At 61.6% G+C, this 21,231-nt stretch carries 18 protein-coding genes; 6 read left to right on the top strand and 12 right to left on the bottom strand.

The annotated features are described in order from the left end of the window. Positions 1 to 44 precede the first annotated feature (44 nt). From QLG12_RS25830 to QLG12_RS25805, 6 genes are read left to right on the top strand one after another with little or no spacing between them, the layout of a single operon-like run. Positions 45 to 2,114, top strand: a complete 2,070-nt coding sequence (locus QLG12_RS25830) for a type VI secretion system tip protein VgrG (RefSeq protein WP_282475455.1) — start codon at positions 45 to 47, stop codon at positions 2,112 to 2,114. Further along, on the top strand, positions 2,111 to 2,959 hold the full coding sequence (locus QLG12_RS25825; protein WP_282475454.1) for a DUF4123 domain-containing protein: 849 nt from the start codon (positions 2,111 to 2,113) through the stop codon (positions 2,957 to 2,959). The genes QLG12_RS25830 and QLG12_RS25825 overlap by 4 nt, the downstream gene beginning before the upstream one ends. Then, entirely contained in the window at positions 2,956 to 3,729 is a 774-nt protein-coding gene (locus QLG12_RS25820; RefSeq protein ID WP_282475453.1) for a hypothetical protein, read from the top strand. Before QLG12_RS25825 ends, QLG12_RS25820 begins: the two co-directional genes overlap by 4 nt. Before the next feature lie 12 nt (positions 3,730 to 3,741). Further along, positions 3,742 to 4,569 carry a hypothetical protein gene (locus QLG12_RS25815; protein WP_282475452.1) on the top strand — a complete coding sequence of 276 codons (828 nt, stop codon included), beginning with the start codon at positions 3,742 to 3,744 and terminating at the stop codon, positions 4,567 to 4,569. A 12-nt stretch (positions 4,570 to 4,581) separates the two neighbouring features. Beyond that, positions 4,582 to 5,406 carry a hypothetical protein gene (locus QLG12_RS25810; protein ID WP_282475451.1) on the top strand — a complete coding sequence of 275 codons (825 nt, stop codon included), beginning with the start codon at positions 4,582 to 4,584 and terminating at the stop codon, positions 5,404 to 5,406. A 12-nt stretch (positions 5,407 to 5,418) separates the two neighbouring features. Beyond that, positions 5,419 to 7,605, top strand: a complete 2,187-nt coding sequence (locus QLG12_RS25805; protein ID WP_282475450.1) for a lipase family protein — start codon at positions 5,419 to 5,421, stop codon at positions 7,603 to 7,605. A 1-nt stretch (position 7,606) separates the two neighbouring features. On the opposite strand, the gene QLG12_RS25800 is transcribed toward QLG12_RS25805, so the two are convergent. From QLG12_RS25800 to QLG12_RS25745, 12 genes are all read right to left on the bottom strand, one after another. Continuing rightward, entirely contained in the window at positions 7,607 to 8,104 is a 498-nt protein-coding gene (locus QLG12_RS25800) for a GNAT family N-acetyltransferase (RefSeq protein ID WP_086776355.1), read from the bottom strand. A 5-nt stretch (positions 8,105 to 8,109) separates the two neighbouring features. Then, complete coding sequence (locus QLG12_RS25795) at positions 8,110 to 10,206, bottom strand: biotin/lipoyl-binding protein (protein ID WP_282475449.1); 2,097 nt, start codon at positions 10,204 to 10,206, stop codon at positions 8,110 to 8,112. Continuing rightward, entirely contained in the window at positions 10,207 to 11,526 is a 1,320-nt protein-coding gene (locus QLG12_RS25790; protein ID WP_197870300.1) for an HlyD family efflux transporter periplasmic adaptor subunit, read from the bottom strand. After that, positions 11,523 to 12,302, bottom strand: a complete 780-nt coding sequence (locus tag QLG12_RS25785; protein ID WP_282475448.1) for an efflux RND transporter periplasmic adaptor subunit — start codon at positions 12,300 to 12,302, stop codon at positions 11,523 to 11,525. The genes QLG12_RS25790 and QLG12_RS25785 overlap by 4 nt, the downstream gene beginning before the upstream one ends. Positions 12,303 to 12,385: 83 nt before the next feature. Beyond that, positions 12,386 to 13,837: an efflux transporter outer membrane subunit gene (locus tag QLG12_RS25780; RefSeq protein ID WP_282475447.1), complete on the bottom strand. Its 1,452-nt coding sequence runs from the start codon at positions 13,835 to 13,837 to the stop codon at positions 12,386 to 12,388. After that, positions 13,834 to 14,904, bottom strand: a complete 1,071-nt coding sequence (locus tag QLG12_RS25775; RefSeq protein WP_282475446.1) for an HlyD family secretion protein — start codon at positions 14,902 to 14,904, stop codon at positions 13,834 to 13,836. The genes QLG12_RS25780 and QLG12_RS25775 overlap by 4 nt, the downstream gene beginning before the upstream one ends. 19 nt (positions 14,905 to 14,923) lie before the next feature. Next, positions 14,924 to 16,459, bottom strand: coding sequence for an MFS transporter (locus tag QLG12_RS25770; protein WP_282475445.1), 1,536 nt, complete (start codon positions 16,457 to 16,459; stop codon positions 14,924 to 14,926). Positions 16,460 to 16,561: 102 nt separating this feature from the next. Beyond that, complete coding sequence (locus QLG12_RS25765) at positions 16,562 to 17,479, bottom strand: LysR family transcriptional regulator (RefSeq protein WP_201818034.1); 918 nt, start codon at positions 17,477 to 17,479, stop codon at positions 16,562 to 16,564. 58 nt (positions 17,480 to 17,537) lie between these two features. Next, complete coding sequence (locus QLG12_RS25760; RefSeq protein ID WP_197870312.1) at positions 17,538 to 18,404, bottom strand: ABC transporter permease; 867 nt, start codon at positions 18,402 to 18,404, stop codon at positions 17,538 to 17,540. 20 nt (positions 18,405 to 18,424) lie between these two features. Next, the gene (locus QLG12_RS25755; RefSeq protein ID WP_282475444.1) at positions 18,425 to 19,285 is read right to left on the bottom strand and encodes an ABC transporter ATP-binding protein; all 861 of its coding nucleotides are present in this window, start codon (positions 19,283 to 19,285) and stop codon (positions 18,425 to 18,427) included. Between the two features lie 5 nt (positions 19,286 to 19,290). After that, entirely contained in the window at positions 19,291 to 20,316 is a 1,026-nt protein-coding gene (locus QLG12_RS25750) for an ABC transporter substrate-binding protein (protein ID WP_282475443.1), read from the bottom strand. Between the two features lie 18 nt (positions 20,317 to 20,334). Beyond that, positions 20,335 to 21,231 carry a TauD/TfdA family dioxygenase gene (locus QLG12_RS25745; RefSeq protein WP_064382651.1) on the bottom strand — a complete coding sequence of 299 codons (897 nt, stop codon included), beginning with the start codon at positions 21,229 to 21,231 and terminating at the stop codon, positions 20,335 to 20,337.

The raw sequence follows: 21,231 nt of genomic DNA, 5'->3' as shown, positions 1-21,231 counted from the left end.
TTGTTAGCGTTGTTCCGAATCTGTCACAGGACAAGGAACAACGGATGTTCAATGCCAATGCTCGTTTGCGCCTCAATACCGACGACCTCGATCACGATCTGCAGGTGCTGTCCTTCACCGGCACCGAATCCATCAGCCAGCCATATTGCTTCAACGTCAAACTGGTCAGCTCGAGACCGGACATCGATCTTCCCGACCTCATGCACCGGCAGGCCTTTCTGGCCTTCGATGACAACGGGCATGGCGTCCATGGACAGATCCAGCACATTGGCCGGGGCGATATCGGGCACCGGTTGACCCAATACCACCTGACCCTCGCGCCATGCCTGGCGAACCTGGGCCATCGTTTCAATCAGCGGATTTTTCAGAACCTGAGCATTGCGCAAATCATCGGGCAAATTCTTCGGGAACATGGCATCCACGCAGATGGCTATCTGTTTCAGATCGGCCAGGCCCTGCCGGATCGCGAATATTGCGTGCAATACAACGAGTCCGATCTGCATTTCATCCAGCGCCTGTGCCAGGAGGACGGCCTGCACTATCACTTTCGCCACAGCCTCGACAGGCACCTGCTGGTATTTGGCGATGATCAGACCGTATTTCCCAGACTGGCCCGGCCGACACCATTCAAAAAGCGCAACGCGATGGTGGCTGACAGGCCGGTGATTCACCGTTTCGAGTGTGGGCGAAATACCCGCACCAATCGCACCCGTCGGCGCGCCTACGATTTCAAAAAGGCGCACCTCGTGCTGGAGTCCGAGGCGCGAATACCGAACGAACCCCGCCAGCCTGATCTGGAGGACTACCTGTATCCGCACCGGGTCCTCAACCGTGAGCACGGCAAACTGCTGAGCCGGCGGGCTCTGGAACGCCATCGCAGCGATGAGCTCACGGGCGAAGGCGACAGCGACGAACCCGCGCTGGTGTCGGGGCATTTTCTGTCGCTGTCAGAACATCCCGACCCCGCGTTGGATGACCTCTGGCTGCTGACCGGAATCCGTCACGAAGGCAAACAGCCTCAAGTACTTGAAGAAAGCGGTAGCGACATCGCCGTGAAGGATCAAAGCGACTTCGTCCAGGGCTATCGGAACCATTTCGAAGTCACGCCATGGGATGCGATCTATCGCCCGTCATTGCGCTACGACAAACCTTCCATCGGCTGTACTCAGACTGCCGTGGTTACCGGCCCGGAAGGCGAAGATATCCATTGCGACGCCTATGGCCGGGTCAAGGTACAGTTTTTCTGGGACCGCGAAGGCCGGCACAACGACAAGAGCAGTTGCTGGTTGCGGACCACCACGAACTGGGCCGGCAACGCCCATGGCAGCGTGATCATTCCGCGCGTGGGCATGGAGGTGCTGGTGACGTTTCTCAACGGTGATCCCGACCATCCGGTGATCAGCGGTTGCCTGGCCAACAGCGCCAACCCGGTGCCCTATGAATTGCCGGCGCACAAGACCCGCAGCGTGTTCCGGTCCCGCAGCACGCCCGACAGCAATGGCTTCAATGAACTGATGATCGAAGACCGCGCCGGTCAGGAACTGATCTATCTGCGCGCCCAGCGCGATCTGCAGCAGAAGATCGAGCACGACAGTCACCTGGAGGTCGGCAACGAACGTCGGGAAAGCATCCGTGGCAATAGCGTCAGCCTGCTGCACGCAGAAGAACACCGCACCCTCACCGGTCATCGCAAGACCCATCTCAAGGCCAGCGATCATCTGCACGTCAGCGACAGCAGTCACACCCGGATCGGGCAATCACTGACGATGGAAGTAGGGCGGCAGCTCTGTTTCAGTGCCGGGGATCATTTGGTGCTGGAGGCTGGAAAGAGCATCAGCCTGAAAGTCGGTGGCGAGCATTTCGTGCTGGATCACGGCGGTCTTTTCGGGAGCAGCGACCTGCTGATCGGCGGCGTGCCCATACCGTTCCTGCGCGCCCGATTGTTGCAGCCCGAAGGCATTGAAGACTTGTCGGCGCCCGCGCCCTTGCCGCCACTGGTGGCGCCCTCACAACAGGCATTGATGGCCGCGAGCAAAAACCTGGGCGCGGATTTCTGCCCGATCTGCGAAGCCTGCCGCGCGGGCGAGTGCGCCATTGCGGAGGCCGCTGCATGACCGACCCGGTTGTACAACGCTGGCTGTTTGAACAGCACCATGCCGATCGTCTCCTGTGCCTGGTGCTCGACTCGCAGAACGAACGCGACATGCGCCAGCGCTGGCTGAAGAGCAGCCGTTACGAGCAGTACGCCAGTGTCTACGGTGAAACCGTGGTCGCCGAACTGGCGGACACCGGCCCGTTCCTGTTCACCTTCGACCAGCCCGACGACCGTCGCCTCGACGCCCTGCTCGACAGGCCCGACAGCCATTGGGGCTGGCTCGCCAGCCTGGGCCAGGGCGAACTGAAGGCATGGGTCAGGCACTGGCAGGAGCGGCTGCTCGTCGGCACCCGTCCGCATCAGGCGCTGTACCGCTTTCACGACAACCGGGTACTGGCCCGAGCGCTGGAGCATCTGCCGCCCGAGGCGCTACCGGCGTATCTCGGGCCGGCGATCAGCGTGTGTTACTGGCAGGGTTCGCACTGGCAGAGCACTGACAATCCTGCGCCCGGCACTTACCCGCTGCCGGACTCGCCGCCCTGGCTGCACCAGCCGATGCCCGACGAGCAAACCATGGAAATCCGGCTGGCCAACGCCCACCGCTTTCTGCTGGCCGAGCATGTGCAGGCCTACGCCGGATTGGCGGGCTCGCAGGATCCGCACATCTGGCTACGTGAGCGACTGGCTCAGGCCCAGGCCTGGGGCTGGCTGGCGCCGGAGCGGCTGGAATTTCTGCTGATCCAGAGCCTGCACACCCCGACCCTTGCGCCTCACTGGCAACCCCGACCGGACGAAACGCCGGATGAACACTTTGATCGGGTTTACCTGCTTTCGAAGAGCTGGAGCGGGGAGATGCCTTCATGAAGATTCAGCTCAAGAGCATCGTCCTGATCAGCGCCTTCGCGGCACTGGGGGGCTGCCAGGGAAAACCGCCCAACACCTTCAAATTAACAGCCGATCTACCACCGGGGTTTGCCTACGTCGCAGTGGTTCATTACGTACCCGAAAAAGGCCAGACCTGCACCCTCGACAGACGCGACAACCTTGCGCCGGTGTTCAACAGCAAGTGGCGCACGGAGTACAAGCCGGATGCCGAGATCACGATTCGCAAGATTGTTAAGGGGTGTTCGTTGGTAATCAGCAGGATCGCGCTGGAGATCAACGCGAGTTACTACAAAGCACGGGGAGATTTTGGGGGTGACGAAGGCATGGTCTTTTTGGGGAACGATATAGAGGAGCAGTACAAAGGCACTTTCAATGAGGCAGGTGAAAGTACTTTTTACGGTCAATGTGAATGGTGGTTCCGGACAGCTGGCGCACAACGCCGCATCGTCAAGATCCTTGATTGCAAGACATCTGATGCCCAAGGAGAGCGTGGGAAAAGAAAGACCTACGCCGCTTATGGGCTAGATCAACTACCGGGTAAAACCATAAAGATGCAGATCAAATTGGCAGCGGAGGAGCAACCGGCCATCAGGGATACCTGGGTAAAAATTCGAAATGGCTGGAAACGGTGCATGGGTGACAACTTTGAGGATCAGTACGCCTTTTGTTACGGCAACTACACCGACTTCAGCACTTTCACCATGCCGGATGGCCGAGTCTGCACCATTTATCCAAGTTGCACGGAATAAGGAAATTTCGCCATGACATCACCTGAAACGGATCTGCAATCTCCAACATTGACCTCACCGATGATCAGACTCGCACTGCGCAGTGCGACTTTGCTCTGCTGTCTTGCCCTCACGACCGGCTGCAAAACCGAACCGCCAAATACATTCACATTCACGGCAGAGCTACCGCCAGGGTTCGCCTATGAAGCCCTCGCAGAGTATGAACCGATCAATAGTAGTGAAACCTGCAGAGCCATAGAAATTCGCAAAACAGCCAACAGATTCAACAGAAACTGGCGAGAAAAGTACGAGCCTGTTTCCGAAATTGTCATCCGAAAGACCATCAATGGTTGCCCGATGGTAATACGTCGAATTGATCTGGATATCAGAGCCGCCTATGGGAAGGACTGGAGCGACATCAGCGCTGAGAGTGCCGCTGTTGTTATACGGCCTGAATTGGAGGATCGCTACAAAGGCACTTTCAACGATCAGGGTTTAAGCGTTTTCTACGGCGAATGTCAGTGGCTTTTTCGTACTTCAGGCAAGCCACGAATTCTAAGAAAACTACTCGACTGTAAAGAAACTGATGCTCTGGGTAAGCCAGAGCCGGGCCGCCCGTTTGCGGCATACACCCACGATCAACTTCCGGGCAAAACCGTGAGGATGAAGATCACCTTAGCAGCAGAAGAGCGACCGGCCATCAAGGACACCTGGGTCAAGGTCCCTAACGGCTGGAAACGCTGTATGGGCGACAACTTTGAGGATCAGTACGCCTTTTGTTACGGCAACTACACCGATTTCAGCACTTTCACCATGCCGGATGGCCAAGTCTGCACCATTTATCCGGGTTGCACGGAATAAGGAGATTTCGCCATGACTTCATTTGAAAAGGATCTGCAATCACCAGCGCTGACTGCCCTGAAAACCAGACTCACGCGGCGTGTTGCAACTTTGGGCTGCTGCCTTGTCTTGATCGCAAGCTGTAAGACCGAACCGCCCAACACCTTCAAATTCACAGCCGATCTACCACCGGGGTTTGCCTACGTCGCAGCGGTTTATTACGTACCCGAGAAAGGTAAGACCTGCACCCTCGACAGACGCGACAACCTTGCGCCGGTGTTCAACAGCAAGTGGCGAACGGACTACAAGCCTGATGCCGAGATCACGATTCGCAAGATTGTTAAGGGGTGTCCGTTGGTAATCAGCAGGATCGCGCTGGAGATCAACGCGAGTTACTACAAAGCACGGGGAGATTTTGGGGGTGACGAAGGCATGGTCTTTTTGGGGAACGATATAGAGGAGCAGTACAAAGGCACTTTCAATGAGGCAGGTGAAAGTACTTTTTACGGTCAATGTGAATGGTGGTTCCGGACAGCTGGCGCACAACGCCGCATCGTCAAGATCCTTGATTGCAAGACATCTGATGCCCAAGGAGAGCGTGGGAAAGGAAAGACCTACGCCGCTTATGGGCTAGATCAACTGCCGGGCAAGACGGTGAGGATGAAGATCAAGCTGGCGAGGGAAGAACAGCCCTACTTCAGAGACACATGGGTCAAGTTTCCAAATGGCTGGAAACGGTGCATGGGCAAAAGGTTTGAAGACCAAGATGCTTTCTGCCGCGGTAACTACACCGATTTCAGCACTTTCACCATGCCGGATGGCCGTATCTGCACCATCTATTCGGGCTGCACAGAATAAGGAGATCGCGCCATGACATTATTGGAAAAGGATTTGGAATCACCTTTGGGCAGCCGGATGTTGACTTGCCCCGCAGGTGGAAAATGGACAAGTTTTCAGCTGGTCGATGAGCATTGCTCAGGCGAACCCTATGCCGGTTTAGCCTATGTTGTAACCGACTCGGAGGGATACAAATACGCCGGCTGCCTGGATACCAAAGGAATTGGAAAAGTAGATAACCATTTTGCCGGACCGATTTCTCTACTCTTCGAGCAAGCTTACGAAGGGGACGAAGAGGTATATCTGCGCATGATTGAAAGGCAGTATTACCCTCTCAAAATCACCGAACTCCAAGTACGAGCCGAGAAAACCCGCTACCTGAATCTGGGTGCCACTCGCACGCGTGAGCGCCCCGAAATCGCAGACGGTGGGGATTACTTTCAAGTCGAAGTCCGTCACCTGGTCAGACATGCCTCCCACCTTCCACCGGAGGTTTATCGCGATTACCCCCTCGATTCCGGGTGCGCAGCCATCATGCGCGAACACGGCAAACTCGGGGTCGCCCTGATGCCGCAACGTCACACCATTCTGGAAGTGCGACCGTTACGTGCGTTGCGTCCGATGTTATCCACAGCTCCGGCATTCTGTGCACTCAACCTGTACCAGCTCGCATTGATGGCAACCCTGAGTTACTGCCCTTTCGGCCAGAAACCCAAAGTCCCTTCCGTCGAATCCAGATCCGTTAAGTTCCCACTGCAACCCAGCGTCGGCAACTGGTTCGGCGATGCACTGCCCAAGGGGGAAGAACTGTGGAAAGTCGACAGCGCCCAGACCAAAGCCTATTACCCGCTCTACGAAGATGTTCCGTATTCTGCAAGATTGGAAATCATCCCGTTTGACCCGAACCTCTATGCAGTCAACAGACATACGCCAGAACGTGATCCTGAGCACCCGGCCAGCGTTCACTTCCTCGACGACATCGGTAGTAAAGACAGTACAGACACCCAAGCTTTCATCACCCACAACGACGAACTGATCCTGATCGCCGTTCGCGGCACCGCCGAGATAATCGCCGACGGTTTACGTGATGCAGACGCCCTTCAAGTGCCGTTCGAGGAAGGCGACGGCAAGGTACATCGGGGTTTTTACGAAGCCGCGCAAAAAGCCTATGACTTCGCCGTCAAATACCTCGAAAAGTTCTACACCGGCCAAACACTCCTGATCTGCGGCCACAGCCTCGGAGGTGCTATCACATTACTGCTCTCGGAAATGCTTCGCCGAAGAGCCGGGTTCAACTACAACATCCAGCTCTACACCTACGGCGCCCCCCGCGCCGGCGACGCGGATTTCGTCAAGGGCGCAGCCGATCTCGTGCATCACCGCATGGTCAACCACAACGACCCGGTGCCCAGCGTGCCCGGCAGCTGGATGAACACCAAGGCCGATATCTACGGCACCGGGGCAGCGCTGACCTTCGTGAATGTCCCGCTCGGTCTGTCGGTGTTCGTCGCGGGCATCACCAACTTGACCGGGGAAGCCTACGACCACCACGGCCGTTTGCGACACGCCATGCCGGTGCAGTTCGGCCGCCAGCAGGTATCGTCAATTCTCTGGGAGCCGGGCTGCGACACCATCACCCAGCACGCAGCCTGCGACGTGGCGATCCGGCAGCGGCACGGCCTGCCGGATCGGCCGACGTTGCTCAAGCAGATCTTCGACGCCGGGCACCATTCGATGACCGGGGCCTACATCCCGGCGTGCTGGGCGGTGTTGCGGCGTTGGCAGGAGGCACAGGAGTCAAACCGCACGCTGGTTACCGAGCGAGAATTCGCATTGGTTGAGTCGGCCCTGCAGCGCATCACCGATCAGTTGCGCCGCCAGCGCAACAATTTGCCGGGAAGGCCGGACAGCTATGTACGCAGCAGGCAAAACATCGTCGAAGCGCTCAATCATGAAATCGAGAAAATCCGCACGACCCGCGAACGGCTGGCCAGTCTGCGGCACCGGCGCCTGACGACCACGGATGTTTATGGATCGCTGGCAGAACAACCGGAACGTCTGGCCGAAAGCCTGCCGCGCTGGCAGCTGCACCGGGAAAACCAGGCAGAAGAACAGCTCGCCATGGCACCGGAAGCCGCCGAGGATGACCCGCTGCTGGTAACGCTCTACGGCCACAGAATCGGCGCGCCCCACACTTTCGACATTGACTCGATCATCTGACTCAAGCCTGTGGATACCACACCAGCCGCTCCGCCGCCGGGTTGCGCTCCTCCACCGCAAACCCCAGCGCCAGGTAGTGCTGGCGCGCATGGGGGTTGTTGGCCCAGACCACCGTCGCCACCGGGCAGCGCACTTGCTGCGCGGCTTTTTGCACGCCTTGCAGCACGGTTCGCCCGTAGCCCTTGCCTCGGGCCTGGGGAATGAAGGCGAGGTACAACACACGAATTTCATTGGCCCCGAAATCAGTGCTGAGTGCGCCGATGGCCGTGCCGAGTTTTTCCACGATGTAGTGCATGGCGTTGGGATGGTTTTCCCCCATGCCCTGCTCCTGCACCTGAAATTGCTGGGCGACAATTTGCTGCACCTGTTCCTGCTCGCCATCGATCCATTGCAGATCCGGGCGCGCCGATTGATACAAGCTTTGCAGAAACGGCCCGTCCGACGCCCGCGAAGGCCGCACCACCAATCCGTCCGCCGCCAGGTTTTCCGTCATCTTCACGCTCCCTAGAAACCGCTTTCCCTGACCCCCAGCGCCGCCATCCGGCGCCAGGCCACGCCGAGCACCGATTCGCCGCTGCCCTGCAACACCACCACGCCGCGCAGCGGCTGCACCGGGGTCGGTGCCTGATCCAGCGTAGTCAAACGCACGCCGTATTGCGCCTGCACCGGTTCCGCCCGTTGCTGCTGATCGCGGCGCACGGCAATCGGCCCGTGGTGATCGGAAGTCAGCGCTTCCTGATCGACATAGGCCACACCGTTGGTGTCGATTTCATTGAGTTGCACCGAGAGGGCGGCATGCATCGGGTCATCGGCGATAAACCGCCCGGTGGCGCCGGGCTTGACTCGCCACAGTTCGGCCTCGGCCAGATAACCGCGCAGGCGCGTGCCGTCTTCGACCACCCGCGCCAGCGCGTCCTTGCTCGACAGCCAGCGGCCCGGCGTCAGGTTCGGCAGCAGATCACGCACGGTGCCCGCATGAGGTGCGCGCAACAGCAGGCGTTCACGTTGAGCAGTCAGGCCACGGTATTCCGCCACCGCTTCGGCGAGACGCTGCTCGACGATTCCGGCGTCGGCAGCGGTTTCACTGCGGCCGGCCTGACGGCGCATCAGCAATTGCTGAATGCGGATTTCCCGGCGGACGATGGCCTGTCGCGAATCGAGGTCCGGCGATTCCAATTCGATCAGCACGCCGCCCTGAGCCACGGTCTGACCATCCGCCACCCTCACGGCTTTGACCCGCGCCGCCGTCGGTGCGTGCAAGGCACTGGCGCGACCGCCCTCGAGCATCGTCGGCAACTCGACCGAGCTGCGCCACGGCACGATCAGCACCAGCAACAGGCCAAGTACCGCCAGGCTGCTGAGCACCACGCGGGGGCCGTGAGCCTGTTCGCGGCGGCTCCACCACTGGCGCCACTCACTCATGATTGGCAGGAAAATAAACCACACCAGTTCCACCAGCATCAGGAAGATCCCCAACACCTTGAAGAACAGGTGATAGACCGCCAGCGCGATCCCGAAAAACAACGCCGCACGCCATAACCACGAGCCATACCCCCAGATCAGCAAACGCCGCTGCATCGTCGGCGACCAAGGCTCCGGCGCCGGCGCGCCATAGCCGAACAAGAACTCACGCAGGCGCCAGCGGCAAAAGGCAAAGGCGCGGCCCTGAAGGTTGTCGACCTCCCACAAATCGCTGAGCAGAAAGTAGCCATCAAATCGCATGAACGGGTTGAGATTGACCACCAGCGTGGTGATCCAGGTCGCGCTGGCGAGCATGAACGCCGCCGTGCGACCGGGCCCGTCCGGCAGGAACGACCAGACCAGCAGCGCGATGCTCGCCAACAGCAACTCCGCCAGCACCCCGCCGGCACCGATCAGCAGTCGCGCACGTCGATCATTGACCCGCCAGGCATCGCTGACATCGGTGTAGAACATCGGCAGCAAAACCATGAACGCCACGCCCATGCTTTGCACGCGACACCCGGCGCGCTTGGCCATGAATGCATGACCGAATTCGTGACAGAGCTTGGCAAAAAACAGCGCGATGCCGAACGCGATCGCGCCGCCGAGGCTGAACAGATGCGGAAAGGTGCCGACGAAGCGCTGCCAGTCCCGCGACACCAGAAACACCCCGAGCGCCAGGGTCGCCGGCAGACCGTAGCGCAAAACCCTTGGCCCGAAGCGCTCCAGCCACGGCCACGCCCGATTGAGAAAGGCATCCGGCCGCCACAACGGAATGCGGAAAAACAAATATTGATGGAGCAGGATTTTCCACAGGCTCTGACGTTGCGCGAGGGCCTTGAGTGAGTAACTGGCGCGTTGCTGATCGTCGAGGGCGCTGATCAGGTCATGCCCGCGCAGGAACGTCAGTAGTTGCTCCAGCTCGACGCCGTCCAGCGGCAAACCCGGTTCGCGGTTGGCGGCACGCAGCACTTGCTCGGGATCGCCCAGCGACCAGTGACGCAACAGGCGCATGGCCGCCGCGCCGAGCTTGAAGTAGCGCCCGCGCACCGGGTCGGCCAGGGTCCAGCGCGGCGAACCGTCCAGGGCTGGCGCCGCGGGCGACAATTGCAGGTCGGCACGCAGGCTCGGCAGGGTCATTTACAGGCCTACGCTCTGGCGCAGCCCGGCGAGCGGACGCCGCAGCAGGTACAAGGCCAGTGGTGCGCGGTCGCCGAATATTTTCGCAGTGCCACGCAGGCCGATACGCGGCGGGGCGTCGGCGAAATTGGCGTCCAATCGATAGGCCAATTGGCCGCCGGCGGTGGGCTGCGCCTCGTAGGCCGAACGTTCGAGGGTGGCGAGGTGGCGTTGCAACGGGTCGCTGTCGAGAAACAGCGCGACTTCGGCGCCCGGCTCCAGCGAGATCGCGTCGCCCACCGCCAGTTCGATACGCAGTTCGGCCTGGCTCGGGTCGGCGATTTCCATCAGCCGCTCGCCGGTCTGCACCGGTTTGCCGGTCCAGCGCTCGGCATCGGCGAACACCGCAATGCCGTCGCGCTCGGCGCGCACTTCGCTGCGGTTGAGCAGTTCGCGGGCGTAGTCGCGTTCGGCGCGTTTCTGTTCGGCGCGGGCGGCCAGCAGGTCGACCCGGGAGCTGGATTCGGCATCAACGAACGAACGTTGGGAGTTGGCTTTGAGTTCAGCTTCGGCGACCCCGAGCGCACGCTCGGCGACATCGGCCTGAGCCTTCAGCGTCGTACTTTCAAAACGCAGCAACAGGTCGCCGGTTTTCACACTCTGGTTGGGTTTGACCAGAAACTCGGCGATCACCCCGTCCAGCGGTGCGGCGACAACCCGCCCGCCCTGGGGCACCACTTCGGCGGGCGCCAGCACCGACTGGCGCACCGGGATCAACAGCCCGAGCAACAACACGGCGACCAGCGCCACCTGGCGTTTGCGAGTCCAGCGCAGGCGCCACGGCTTGCGCGGTTGCAACGCCAGCCAGGCATGGCTGTAGGTGTCGCCCAGTTGCGACAGCAGCACTTGTTCGGAAGGGTTCCACGGCAGATCACGGGCCAGCCACAAACCGCCGAACACTTGGCCCTGTCGGTCGATCAAGGGCAGCCAGAACACTTGCATGGCCGACAGACTGCGCCAGTCGGCCTGAATCGATTCGCCGACCATTTCCGGCGTGATCACCCGCGCCTGTTTCAGCACAGCCTGCTTGAACAACTGCGCCACGGCCTGCTCGACGAATGCCACGAACGGCGCATTCGGCTCCACCGCGCTGACCCCGGTCACCGCCTGCACCTTGCCAGCGATCAACAGCGCCGCATGGCGAAAGCCGAACAGAGACTGACCGTCATTGACCAGGCTGTAGGCCAGTTGCGAAATGTCATGGGCAGCGCGGGTCTGCCGTTCGAGATCGAGAAACCGCGCGAACACCTGTTCGGCGGCGCCGCTCACCGGGGCGTTCACTTAAGCTCCGGGAAACGCGCGGTGCCGCTCATGCCGGCGAGCAAGCCCTTGGCTTCGGGGAGTGTTGCGACCAGCAACAGGGTCTGGCTGCCTTCATCGATCCGCGCGCCAAGGCGTTTGACCGTGGCGTCGATCGGCTGACCGGTTTCATCGGGTACGAAGCTGAAAGTCTGGCCAGGCTTGAGCTTCGCCATCCAGCGCGACGGCACCAGCAGATGGATTTCCAGGGTGCGGTTGTCGACCACATCGAGCAGCGGAGCCCCGGCCGACACGCTTTCGTAGCGTTGCACCTTGCGCTCGACCACTTGCCCGTCGAACGGCGCAACCACGTTGCAGCGTTTGACCTGGACTTGATAAACCTGAGATTGCGCCTGGGTTTCGCTGACCTTGGCCTCGGCCCGGGCCACCTCGAAACGCCCGACGGAATTGAGCGCCGCCAGTTGCCGGTTGTGCGCCAGCTCTTCGCCGGCACCACGGCTGGCGGCTTGCGCGGCATTCAACTGGGCCTGATAGGCCGAACAGTCGAACTTTGCCAGGGTATCGCCCTTCTTGAACGACTCGCCCTCGCTGAACGGCAACTCGACGATCCGCCCGGACAACTCGCTGGCCAGCGTCGCCTGATCCCGCGCCCGCAACACACCGCGCGCCTCACTGCTGGCCGACGCATTCGCCGCCCCGCCGTTATCCAGCAGCGGATCGTCTGGCGCGGGCGTTTGAGCCTGAACTGCACACGTTACAAAGGTCAATCCGACAACCCAACCACGAAAACGCCGCATAACCGTTACTCCCTGACGGATGCTCGGAGTCTACGACAGCGGCGATTAGCGTCAAGCTAAAGGCCATCATTCGGGTGCGAGAATCAACGCTGCGCCATCTCCCCCACCGGATACACCGATTCCCATCCCCCACCCAACGCCCGGTACAACCCGACCATCGCCAGCGAAACGCCAGTGGAGCTGTCCACCCATTGTTCCTGGGTGGCGAGCAGTGCGCCTTGCACGGTGAGGACGTTGACGAAGTCGACCACGCCTTCGACGTATTGCTGTTGCGCGGTGCGCAGGGCGATCTGGTTCTGGCGTACGGCTTCGGCGAGGCTGTCGCGGCGGCGCTGGCTGGCGTTGTAGGCGGTCAGCTGGTCGTCGATTTCGTGCCAGGCACGCAGGACGGTCTGTTGATAACCGATCGCCGCTTCCTGCTGTTGGGCTTCGCGCAGTTGCAGCACGCCGCGCAAGCGGCCGCCGTCGAACAGCGGCAGGCTGAATTGCGGGCCGATGCCGAAGGCCCGTGAGCCCCAGGAACCGAAATCGCTGAGTTGCATGGCTTGCGAGCCGAGGTTGCCGGACAGGGTGATGCGCGGATAGAAATCGCCCTTGGCCACGCCGATGTTGGCGGTGGCGGCATGCAGACGGGCTTCGGCCTGGCGGATGTCCGGGCGGCGCTCGGCCAGTTGCGACGGCAGGCCGATGGCGACGGTCAGCGGCGACTGTGGCACCGGGGCATCTGTGGATAACTCTTTGGTCAGGGCCTGCGGTGGTTCACCCATCAACAGGCTGATGGCATTGATCAGTTGTGCCTGACGTTGCTCCAGTGCTGGCAACCGCGATTCGATGGCCGCCACTTGCGCGGCCGCTTCGGCGACGTCGAGATCGGTGGCCACGCCATCGTTGAGGCGCAGTTGCGAGAGCTTCAGGCTGTGCCGCGCCACGTCGAGGTTCTGCTCGGTGACCGCGCGGGTGTTCTGCACGCCGCGCAGCTGGATGTAGTTCTGCGCGGTGTCCGCGAGTACCGCCAACAGCACACCACGACGGTCGTTTTCCGCGACTTCGAGATTGGCGTCGGCGGCTTCGGTCTCCCGGCGCACGCGGCCCCAGAAATCCAGCTCCCAGGAGGCCGAGAAACCGGCATCCCACAGGTTGAAGGCGGAATCGCCGTTGTGCCCGGACGGGTCGTTCAAGCCTTCGCCGCTGTTGCGTTTGCGGGCGTAGCTGCCGGTGGCGGCGGTCGTTGGATAACGGTCGGCGCTGATCACCTGACGGGCGGCGCGGCTTTGTTGCAGGCGGCTGCTGGCCAGTTGCAGGTCGAGGTTGCTGCGCAAGGCGCGCTGGGTCAGGGCCGAGAGTTGTGCGTCGTGAAAGACCTCCCACCAGCGCTCGTTCAAGGGTTCGCTGACGGCCTGGCTGACGGCGCTTTTTGACGGTTTGGCCCACTCGGCAATCTGCGTGGCTTGGGGTTTCTGGAAGTCCGGGCCGACGGTGCAGGCCGCCAATGCCGACAGACTCAGGACCACTGTCAGGGACTGAAAGCGTTTCATCGCTGCGTCACCTCACGCACCGACGTCGCCGAACTGTTGGTATCAATGCTCGCCTCCACCGACATCCCCACCCGCAAGCGCTCGGCCAGCGGCTGACCCGGATCCAGCAGGACCTTCACCGGAATCCGCTGCACGACTTTGGTGAAGTTGCCGGTGGCGTTGTCCGGTTTGACCGCCGCGAAGGTCACGCCGGTGGCCGGGGCAATGCTCTCGACGCGGCCGGTGAGGGCTTCGCCGCCGAGGCTGTCGACCCGCACCACAACGTCCTGCCCCGGCTGCACGTCGGTGAGCTGGGTTTCCTGGAAGTTGGCGACCACATAGGCCTGCTTCAACGGCACCACCGCCAGCAGCTTGCTGCCCGGTGTCACGTAGGCGCCGACTCGTACGGCACGCTCGCCGATCATGCCGTCCTGGGGCGCGGTGATGCGCGTGTAGGACAGCTCGAAACTGGCGATTTCCAGCGCGGCCTGCGCGTGTTTCAAACTGCCTTCGGCGGCATCGCGCTGCGCCGTGAGGATTTCCACCTGCTTGCGTTCCGCTGCCAGTTTCGCGGTGGCCGTGTCCAGCCGCGCAGAGGCCTGATCGATCCGGGTGCGCGCCTGTTGCGCGTTCTGCACGGTGCCTGCACCGACGCCAGCCAAGTGGTTATAGCGGTTCAATTCCTGCTGGGCGAAAGCCATTTCAGCCTTGGCCGACACCACCGACGCCTGCGCCTGTGCGATCACCGAGGACTGGCGCTCAAGGGTGGCCTTGGCGTTCTGCAACTGCGCGCGGGCGACGAGGGTTTGCGCATCGGCGGCTTCGGCAGCGGCGCGCAAGTCGCGGTCATCGATCAGCGCCAGCAACTGCCCGGCCTTGACCTGCTGGTTATCTTCCACCAGCACCTCTTTGATGAACCCCGCCACACGCGGCACCACCAGGGTGAAATCGGCGGAGACGAACGCGTCGTTGGTGTTCTGCTGAGTGCGCTTGCCGAACAGGCCGGGCATCGCCAGATACACCAGCACACCGACCGCCAGCGCAGCGGCCACAGCCACCGCGAGTTTTTGCTTTGCTTGAGTCGTCATAAAAAACCTTCTGTTCCAGTCAGGTTGGCGCGCGAGGCGGATAGATCCGCGTCGGCAGCCAGAAAATCAGCAGGATCAGCGCCACCGCGACGCCGGCCATGCACAGATAAAGATCCGAAGAAGTCAGCACCACCGCCTGTTCGTGCAGACGATGGGCGAGGCCGGGGTCATTGCTTGCGGCCAGCGGTGAGTTGCCGAGGCGATCGACCAGCATCGTCGAATGAAAATGCAGGCGCGAAGTGGTCAGCGCCTCGATCACGCCGGTGGCGACCACCGCCGCCAGACCTTTTACGGTGTTGAACCACGCCGAGGCGAAAGGCCCGTCCTGTGGCTGGATGCTGCCGGTCGACAGCATCAGCAACGGCAGCACCGCCATCGGCTGGCCGATAATCTGCAGCCATTGCAGGACATAGAAATCGTCGCGAATCCATTCCGAGGTCAGCTGCGATCCGCCCAGACACGAGAGCGTCAACATGCCCAAGCCGATGCCGAGCACCCAGCGACAATCGACCCTGCGCAGGTTGCACAACGCCGCCACCAGCGGCAGCGCGAGCAGTTGCGGCAATGCCGCGATCAGCATGATCGGCGCAGTCTGTACCGGCCGGTAACCCTGAACCTGAGCCAGGTAACTCGATGGAATCAGCACCACCGCCAGCAGCACCACCAGCACCCCGGCCAGCGTCATCAGCGCGAACGACAGGTTGCGGATGCCGAGCATCTGCAACTTGAAAAACGGAATCGGCTGCGACCATTCATTGATCAGAAACGCCACCAGCAACAGCGAACCGGCGCCGAGCAAAGCGCAGATCAGGTTCGACTCGAACCAGTCCAGGCGATTGCCCTGCAACAGGCCGATCACCAGCATGCAGATCGCCGGAAAGCCCAGCAGCAGGCCTTTCCAGTTGAACGAATTGAGGCGTTCCAGACGCAGCGGATCCTGTGGAATGCCCCAGGCAACCATCGCCATGGCAATCAGGCACGGCACGATGATTTGCCAGAACGTCCACTGCCAGCCGACGTATTCGGTCCACAACCCGGCCAGCGGCGTGCCGAGACCAGGACCGAAAGTCGCGGTCAGGGCGTAACCGGCGAGGCCGTAAAGCTTGATGTTGGCCGGCAGGAATCGCAGCGCAACGGTCATCAGCATCGGCGGCAACGCACCGCCAGCCAGGCCTTGCAGGATGCGCATCAGCAGCAGGCTTTCGTAGCTCGGGGCGAACGGGCAGAGCACCCCGAGCAGGGTGAAAGCGCCGATGGCGCAGAGGGTGAAGCGACGCAGGGAAAAGGTCACCGAGCACCACGGCGCGAATGCCATGGCCGCCACCGAGGTCGCGGTGTAGCTGGCGACCAGCCAGGTGCCTTCGTCGTAACCGATGCTCAGGGCGCCGCGAATGTCGGCCAGGGCGACCTTGGTCACCATCTCGTTGAGACCCGACACCAGCACCGCCAGCAGCACACCGACCAGACCGATGATGATCCGCGCCCCGAACACCGGTGGCGCGGCGGCCATCGGAGCGGCAGCGGCAATCGGCGCCGTGACCGTCAGGGATGTCATGCAGGCAAACTCCGGAGGGAAAAATACCGGAGCATGGTAGTAGGGCTTAGTGCTGACGAAAATTGACTTCTTGGCAGTTTATAAGTGCACCGGACGCAATTGTCAGGGCTGTGCCGCCAGCCAGGTTTCGTCGCAGCAGGTCTTGAGGGTTTCCCGCAGCCAGCGGTGGGCCGGGTCCTTGTCAAAACGCGGGTGCCAGGCCTGGGTCAGCATCAGCGTCGGCAGCGGGATCGGCAGGTCGAACGAGCGCAGCTTCAAGCCCAGCCGCCGCACGCTGAGCAGCGCTTCCTTGGGCACCGGCAGGATCAGGTCGGAGTCCGGCAGGGCGAACATCGCCGCGTGGAAACTCGGCGCAATCACTGCCACCCGCCGCTCCAACCCCAGGGCATTCAAAGCGGTGTCGATGGGGCCACGGGCGATGCCCCGGCGGGACATGCTGATGTGGGAAAACCCGGCATAGCGTTCGGCCGTGATCTCGCCGTCCAGCAGCGGATGATCCTCGCGCACCAGACCGACGAAGTGGGTGGAAAACAGGTTCTGCACTTTGACTTCCGGCGTCACCGGGCGCGTATTGCTGACACTCAGGTCGATGCGCCCTTCGCGCAGCGCTTCATCGTCGCCATCCCCCTCGGGAACGAAACGCAACTCACAGTGCGGCGCCAGTTGATCGAGGGTGTCGAACAGCTTGCCGCCGTACACGCCGACGAAAAAATCGTTGGCGCGAATGCTGAAGCGCCGGCGCAACGTGCCCAGTTCCACCGCATCGGCCGAGCGAAACAGCAGCGCCGCCTGCTCGACCACATCCCGTACCTGCTCGCGCAGCTCCATCGCCTTGGGCGTCGGCACCAGACCGCGACCGGCACGCACCAGAATCGGATCGCCAATGGCTTCGCGGATCCGCGTCAACGTGCGGCTCATGGCCGCCGGGCTGAGGTTCATCCGCCGCGCGGCGCCGACCACGCTGCCCTCGTCAAGCAAGGCGTCGAGGGCGACCAACAGGTTCATGTCCGGGAGTTGCATGCTGAGCACTCGTGACCGATCAGGATTGATTCGCATGCAATGCTAGCAGATCAGAAAATCAGCGCTGCATCCCCCAGCGTTTCACCGTCACCCGCTCCAGCGTGTCGAACACCAGGTTTTCCACCAGCAAGCCGATGAGGATCACCACCGCCAGACCAGCAAACACCTTGTCGGTGTACAACTCATTGCGATTCTGGAAGATGTACCAGCCCAGGCCACCCTTTCCGCTGGTGGCACCGAACACCAGTTCGGCGGCGATCAAGGTGCGCCAGGCGAAAGCCCAACCGATTTTCAGCCCGGCAAGGATCGATGGTAGCGCCGCCGGAATCAGGATGAACAACACGAAGCGCATGCCCTTCAAGCCGTAGTTGCGCCCGGCCATGCGCAGGGTTTCCGAGACGCCGAGAAACCCGGCGTAAGTGTTCAGCGCCAACGCCCACAGCACCGAATGCACCAGCACGAAAATCAGGCTGTTCTGGCCCAGGCCGAACCACAGCAACGCCAGCGGCAACAGCGCAATCGCCGGCAGTGGGTTGAACATCGAGGTCAGCGTACTCAGCAAATCCCGGCCTAACTGTGTCGAGACCGCCAGCGTGGTCAGGGCGAAGGCGAGGACGATGCCGATCAGGTAACCCTTGATCAGCACCACCAGCGAGATCCACACCTTGCCCAGCAGTTCGCCGCTGAGCAGGCCGTCATACAGCGCATGACTGGTCTGCAAGAAACTCGGCAACAGCAAATCGTTGTTCTGCACCCGGGCCACCACTTCCCAGAGCACAGCGAGCAGAATCAGGATCACGCTTTTGCGCAGCCAGCCCTGTTGCCACAGGCGCTGGCCCAGCGGCAGCTCGCGCTCCACCGGGACGCTGGTCAGCGGTTGCAGATCGTTTTCGAATGCTTGACGTACGGATGATGAATGGCTCATCGGGCAATCCTCCAGGCGGCTCAATAAGCGATGCGGATATCAGTGAAATCCAGTTCGCGCTCGGTTTCCGGCGACTGCCCTTCATCGAACAGCAAACGGTGAATGCGCCGCGCCGATTCCTGAAACGCCACACCGCCGAGGCTGTGCAAATCGTATTGATGACTGTGCACTTCCGCCCTCACCCGCCCCGGATGCGGCGACAACAGCAGGATCCGATTGCCGACCACCAGCGCTTCTTCAATCGAGTGGGTGACGAACAACAAAGTGAAACGCACCTCCTCCCAGAGCAGCAGCAATTCCTCCTGCATCTTGCGCCGGGTCAGGGCGTCCAGCGCGGCGAACGGCTCGTCCATGAGCAGGATTTTCGGCTGCATCGCCAGCGCCCGGGCAATCGCCACCCGCGCCTTCATGCCGCCGGACAAGGTGTGCGGATAGGCATCGGCGAACGCCGCCAGACCGACTTTTTCCAGATAATGCAGCGCGCGCTCTTCGGCTTCCTTTTTCTTCAGCGTGCGCGAAGCCAGCAGCGGAAACATCACGTTCTGTTTGACGGTTTTCCACGGTGGCAGTTGATCGAACTCCTGAAACACCACGATCCGGTCCGGCCCCGGCGCATCGACGCGCTGGCCTTGCAGACGGATCTCGCCCTCGCACGGCGCGATGAACCCGGCGACGGCTTTGAGCAAGGTGGATTTACCGCAGCCGGAAGGACCGAGCAGCACGAAGCGATCCTGTTGATCGACTTCGAAACTGACCTGATGGGTGGCCCGCACGACGCGCTGCGGCGTGCGGTATTCGAGGCTGACCTGATCGACCGCCAGCAGCGCCTGCACCGTGGCAATCGGGTTGCTGGCCGCGTGGCCTTGCAAAGGGGCGTTCATGGCGATCAGCTCCCTTGCAGCGGTTTGGCATCCTGGAAGAAGTAGTCCTTCCACGATTCAGGTTTGTTCTTGATCGCGCCGACGCGGTAGAGGAATTCGGCGAGCGGGTAGGTGTTTTTCGGCGTGACGCTGAATTCGAATTGCGGGTTGTCGATGATTTTCAGCAACGCGGCGCGGTCGATCTTGGCCTTGGTCACGCGGATGTAAGTGTCCGCCGCCGCGCCTTTATCGTTCTGCGCAAATTGCGCGGCTTCGGTCAGGGCTTCGACAAACGCCTTGTAGGTTTTCGGGTTCTCGTTGCGGAATTTCTCGGTGGCGAACAGCACGGTCGGCGAGTTCGGCCCGAGCACGTCATAGGAATTGAGCACCACGTGCACGTTCGGATTTTCCAGCGCCTGATCCTGGAACGGCGGGTTGGAGAAGTGCCCGGTCAGCTCGGTGCCGCCGGCGATCAACGCAGCGGTGGCGTCGGGGTGCGGAACGGCGATGGTGTACTTGTCGAGGCGATTGAATTCCTTGTCGCCCCACTGCTTGGCCGCCGCGTATTGCAGGAAACGCGACTGCACGGAAACGCCAACCGCCGGCACCGCGATACGGTCCTTCTCGGTGAAGTCGGCGATGGTTTTGACCTTGGGATTGTTGCTGACCAGGTAGTACGGGAAGTTGCCCAGCGAGGCCACGGCTTTGACGTTCTGCTTGCCGTGGGTGCGATCCCAGATGGTCAGCAACGGCCCGACGCCGGCGCCGGCAATGTCGATGGAACCGGAGAGCAGCGCATCGTTGACCGCCGCGCCGCCGGACAACTGGGTCCAGTCGACCTTGATGTCGAGGCCTTCCTGCTTGCCGTACTTCTCGATCAGTCCCTGATCGCGCACCACGTTGAGCAATAAATAGACAATGCCGAACTGTTCGGCGATGCGGATTTCACCTTCGGCGTGGGCCACGGTCGGCGCCACCAGGCTACCGGTGATCAGGCTGAAACCGAGGCCGATGGCCGCCGCCAGCGGCGCGAATGGAAGACGTTTGGACATGATCGGATCTCCGGCGAATCAGAAAGGCGCGTCGCCCTGGATGGTGGTGCGATACAGCTTGCGGCGCAGGTGCGCAGGGCAACCGGCGGCAAGGTGGATCAGCGAGCGGTTGTCCCAGAACACCAGGTCGTGGGGCTGCCATTGATGGCGATAGATGTTCTGCGGCAGCACGCTGTGGGCGTAGAGCTCATCGAGCAGTTGTTTGCTCTCGTCTTCCGGCAGGCCGACGATGCGGGTGGTGAAACCTTCGCTGACGAACAACGCCTTGCGGCCGTTTTCCGGATGGGTGCGGACCACCGGATGCACGACCTCGGCGACTTGAGCCAATTGCTCCGGGGTCAGGGTCGGGCGCCAGTTGCCTTCGAATTTGGTTTCGCTGTAACGCGCGGTGTAGGAATGCGCAGCCGAACGGCCTTCGACCGCTTTGCGCAGCGCGTCGGGCAGGCTGTCCCAGGCTTTGTGCATGTCGGCGAACAGGGTGTCGCCGCCTTCGGACGGCAGCTCCTGGGCGTGCAGCATCGAGCCGAGGCTCGGCAGTTCTTTATAGGAGAGATCCGAGTGCCAGAATTTTCCGGCATCACCGAGGCCGATGTTCTGGCCGTTTTCGACGATGTTGGAAACGATGAGGATTTCCGGGTGATTGGCCAGCAGGAACTGCTTGAGCACGTGGATCTGCAACACGCCGAAGCGGCGGCTGAAATCGATCTGCTGTTGCGGGGTGATGCGCTGGTCGCGGAACACCACGACATGGTGATCGAGGTGCGCGCGGTGAATGCGGGCGAAGTCTTCATCGTTGACCGGACGGGTCAGATCGAGGCCGATGATTTCGGCGCCGACGGCTCCGCTGAACGGGCGAATCTCGAAGGTTTGCGGCGCGGCAGTCGCGGCGCTTGGGGTAGCAGTAGCTGCGGACAT

It is taken from the genome of Pseudomonas sp. V88_4, from assembly GCF_029967985.1.
Classification (GTDB): Bacteria; Pseudomonadota; Gammaproteobacteria; order Pseudomonadales; family Pseudomonadaceae; genus Aquipseudomonas; species Aquipseudomonas glycinae.
Note: the sequence above shows the minus strand (reverse complement) of the source record. Positions and strands in the feature narration are given on the sequence as shown.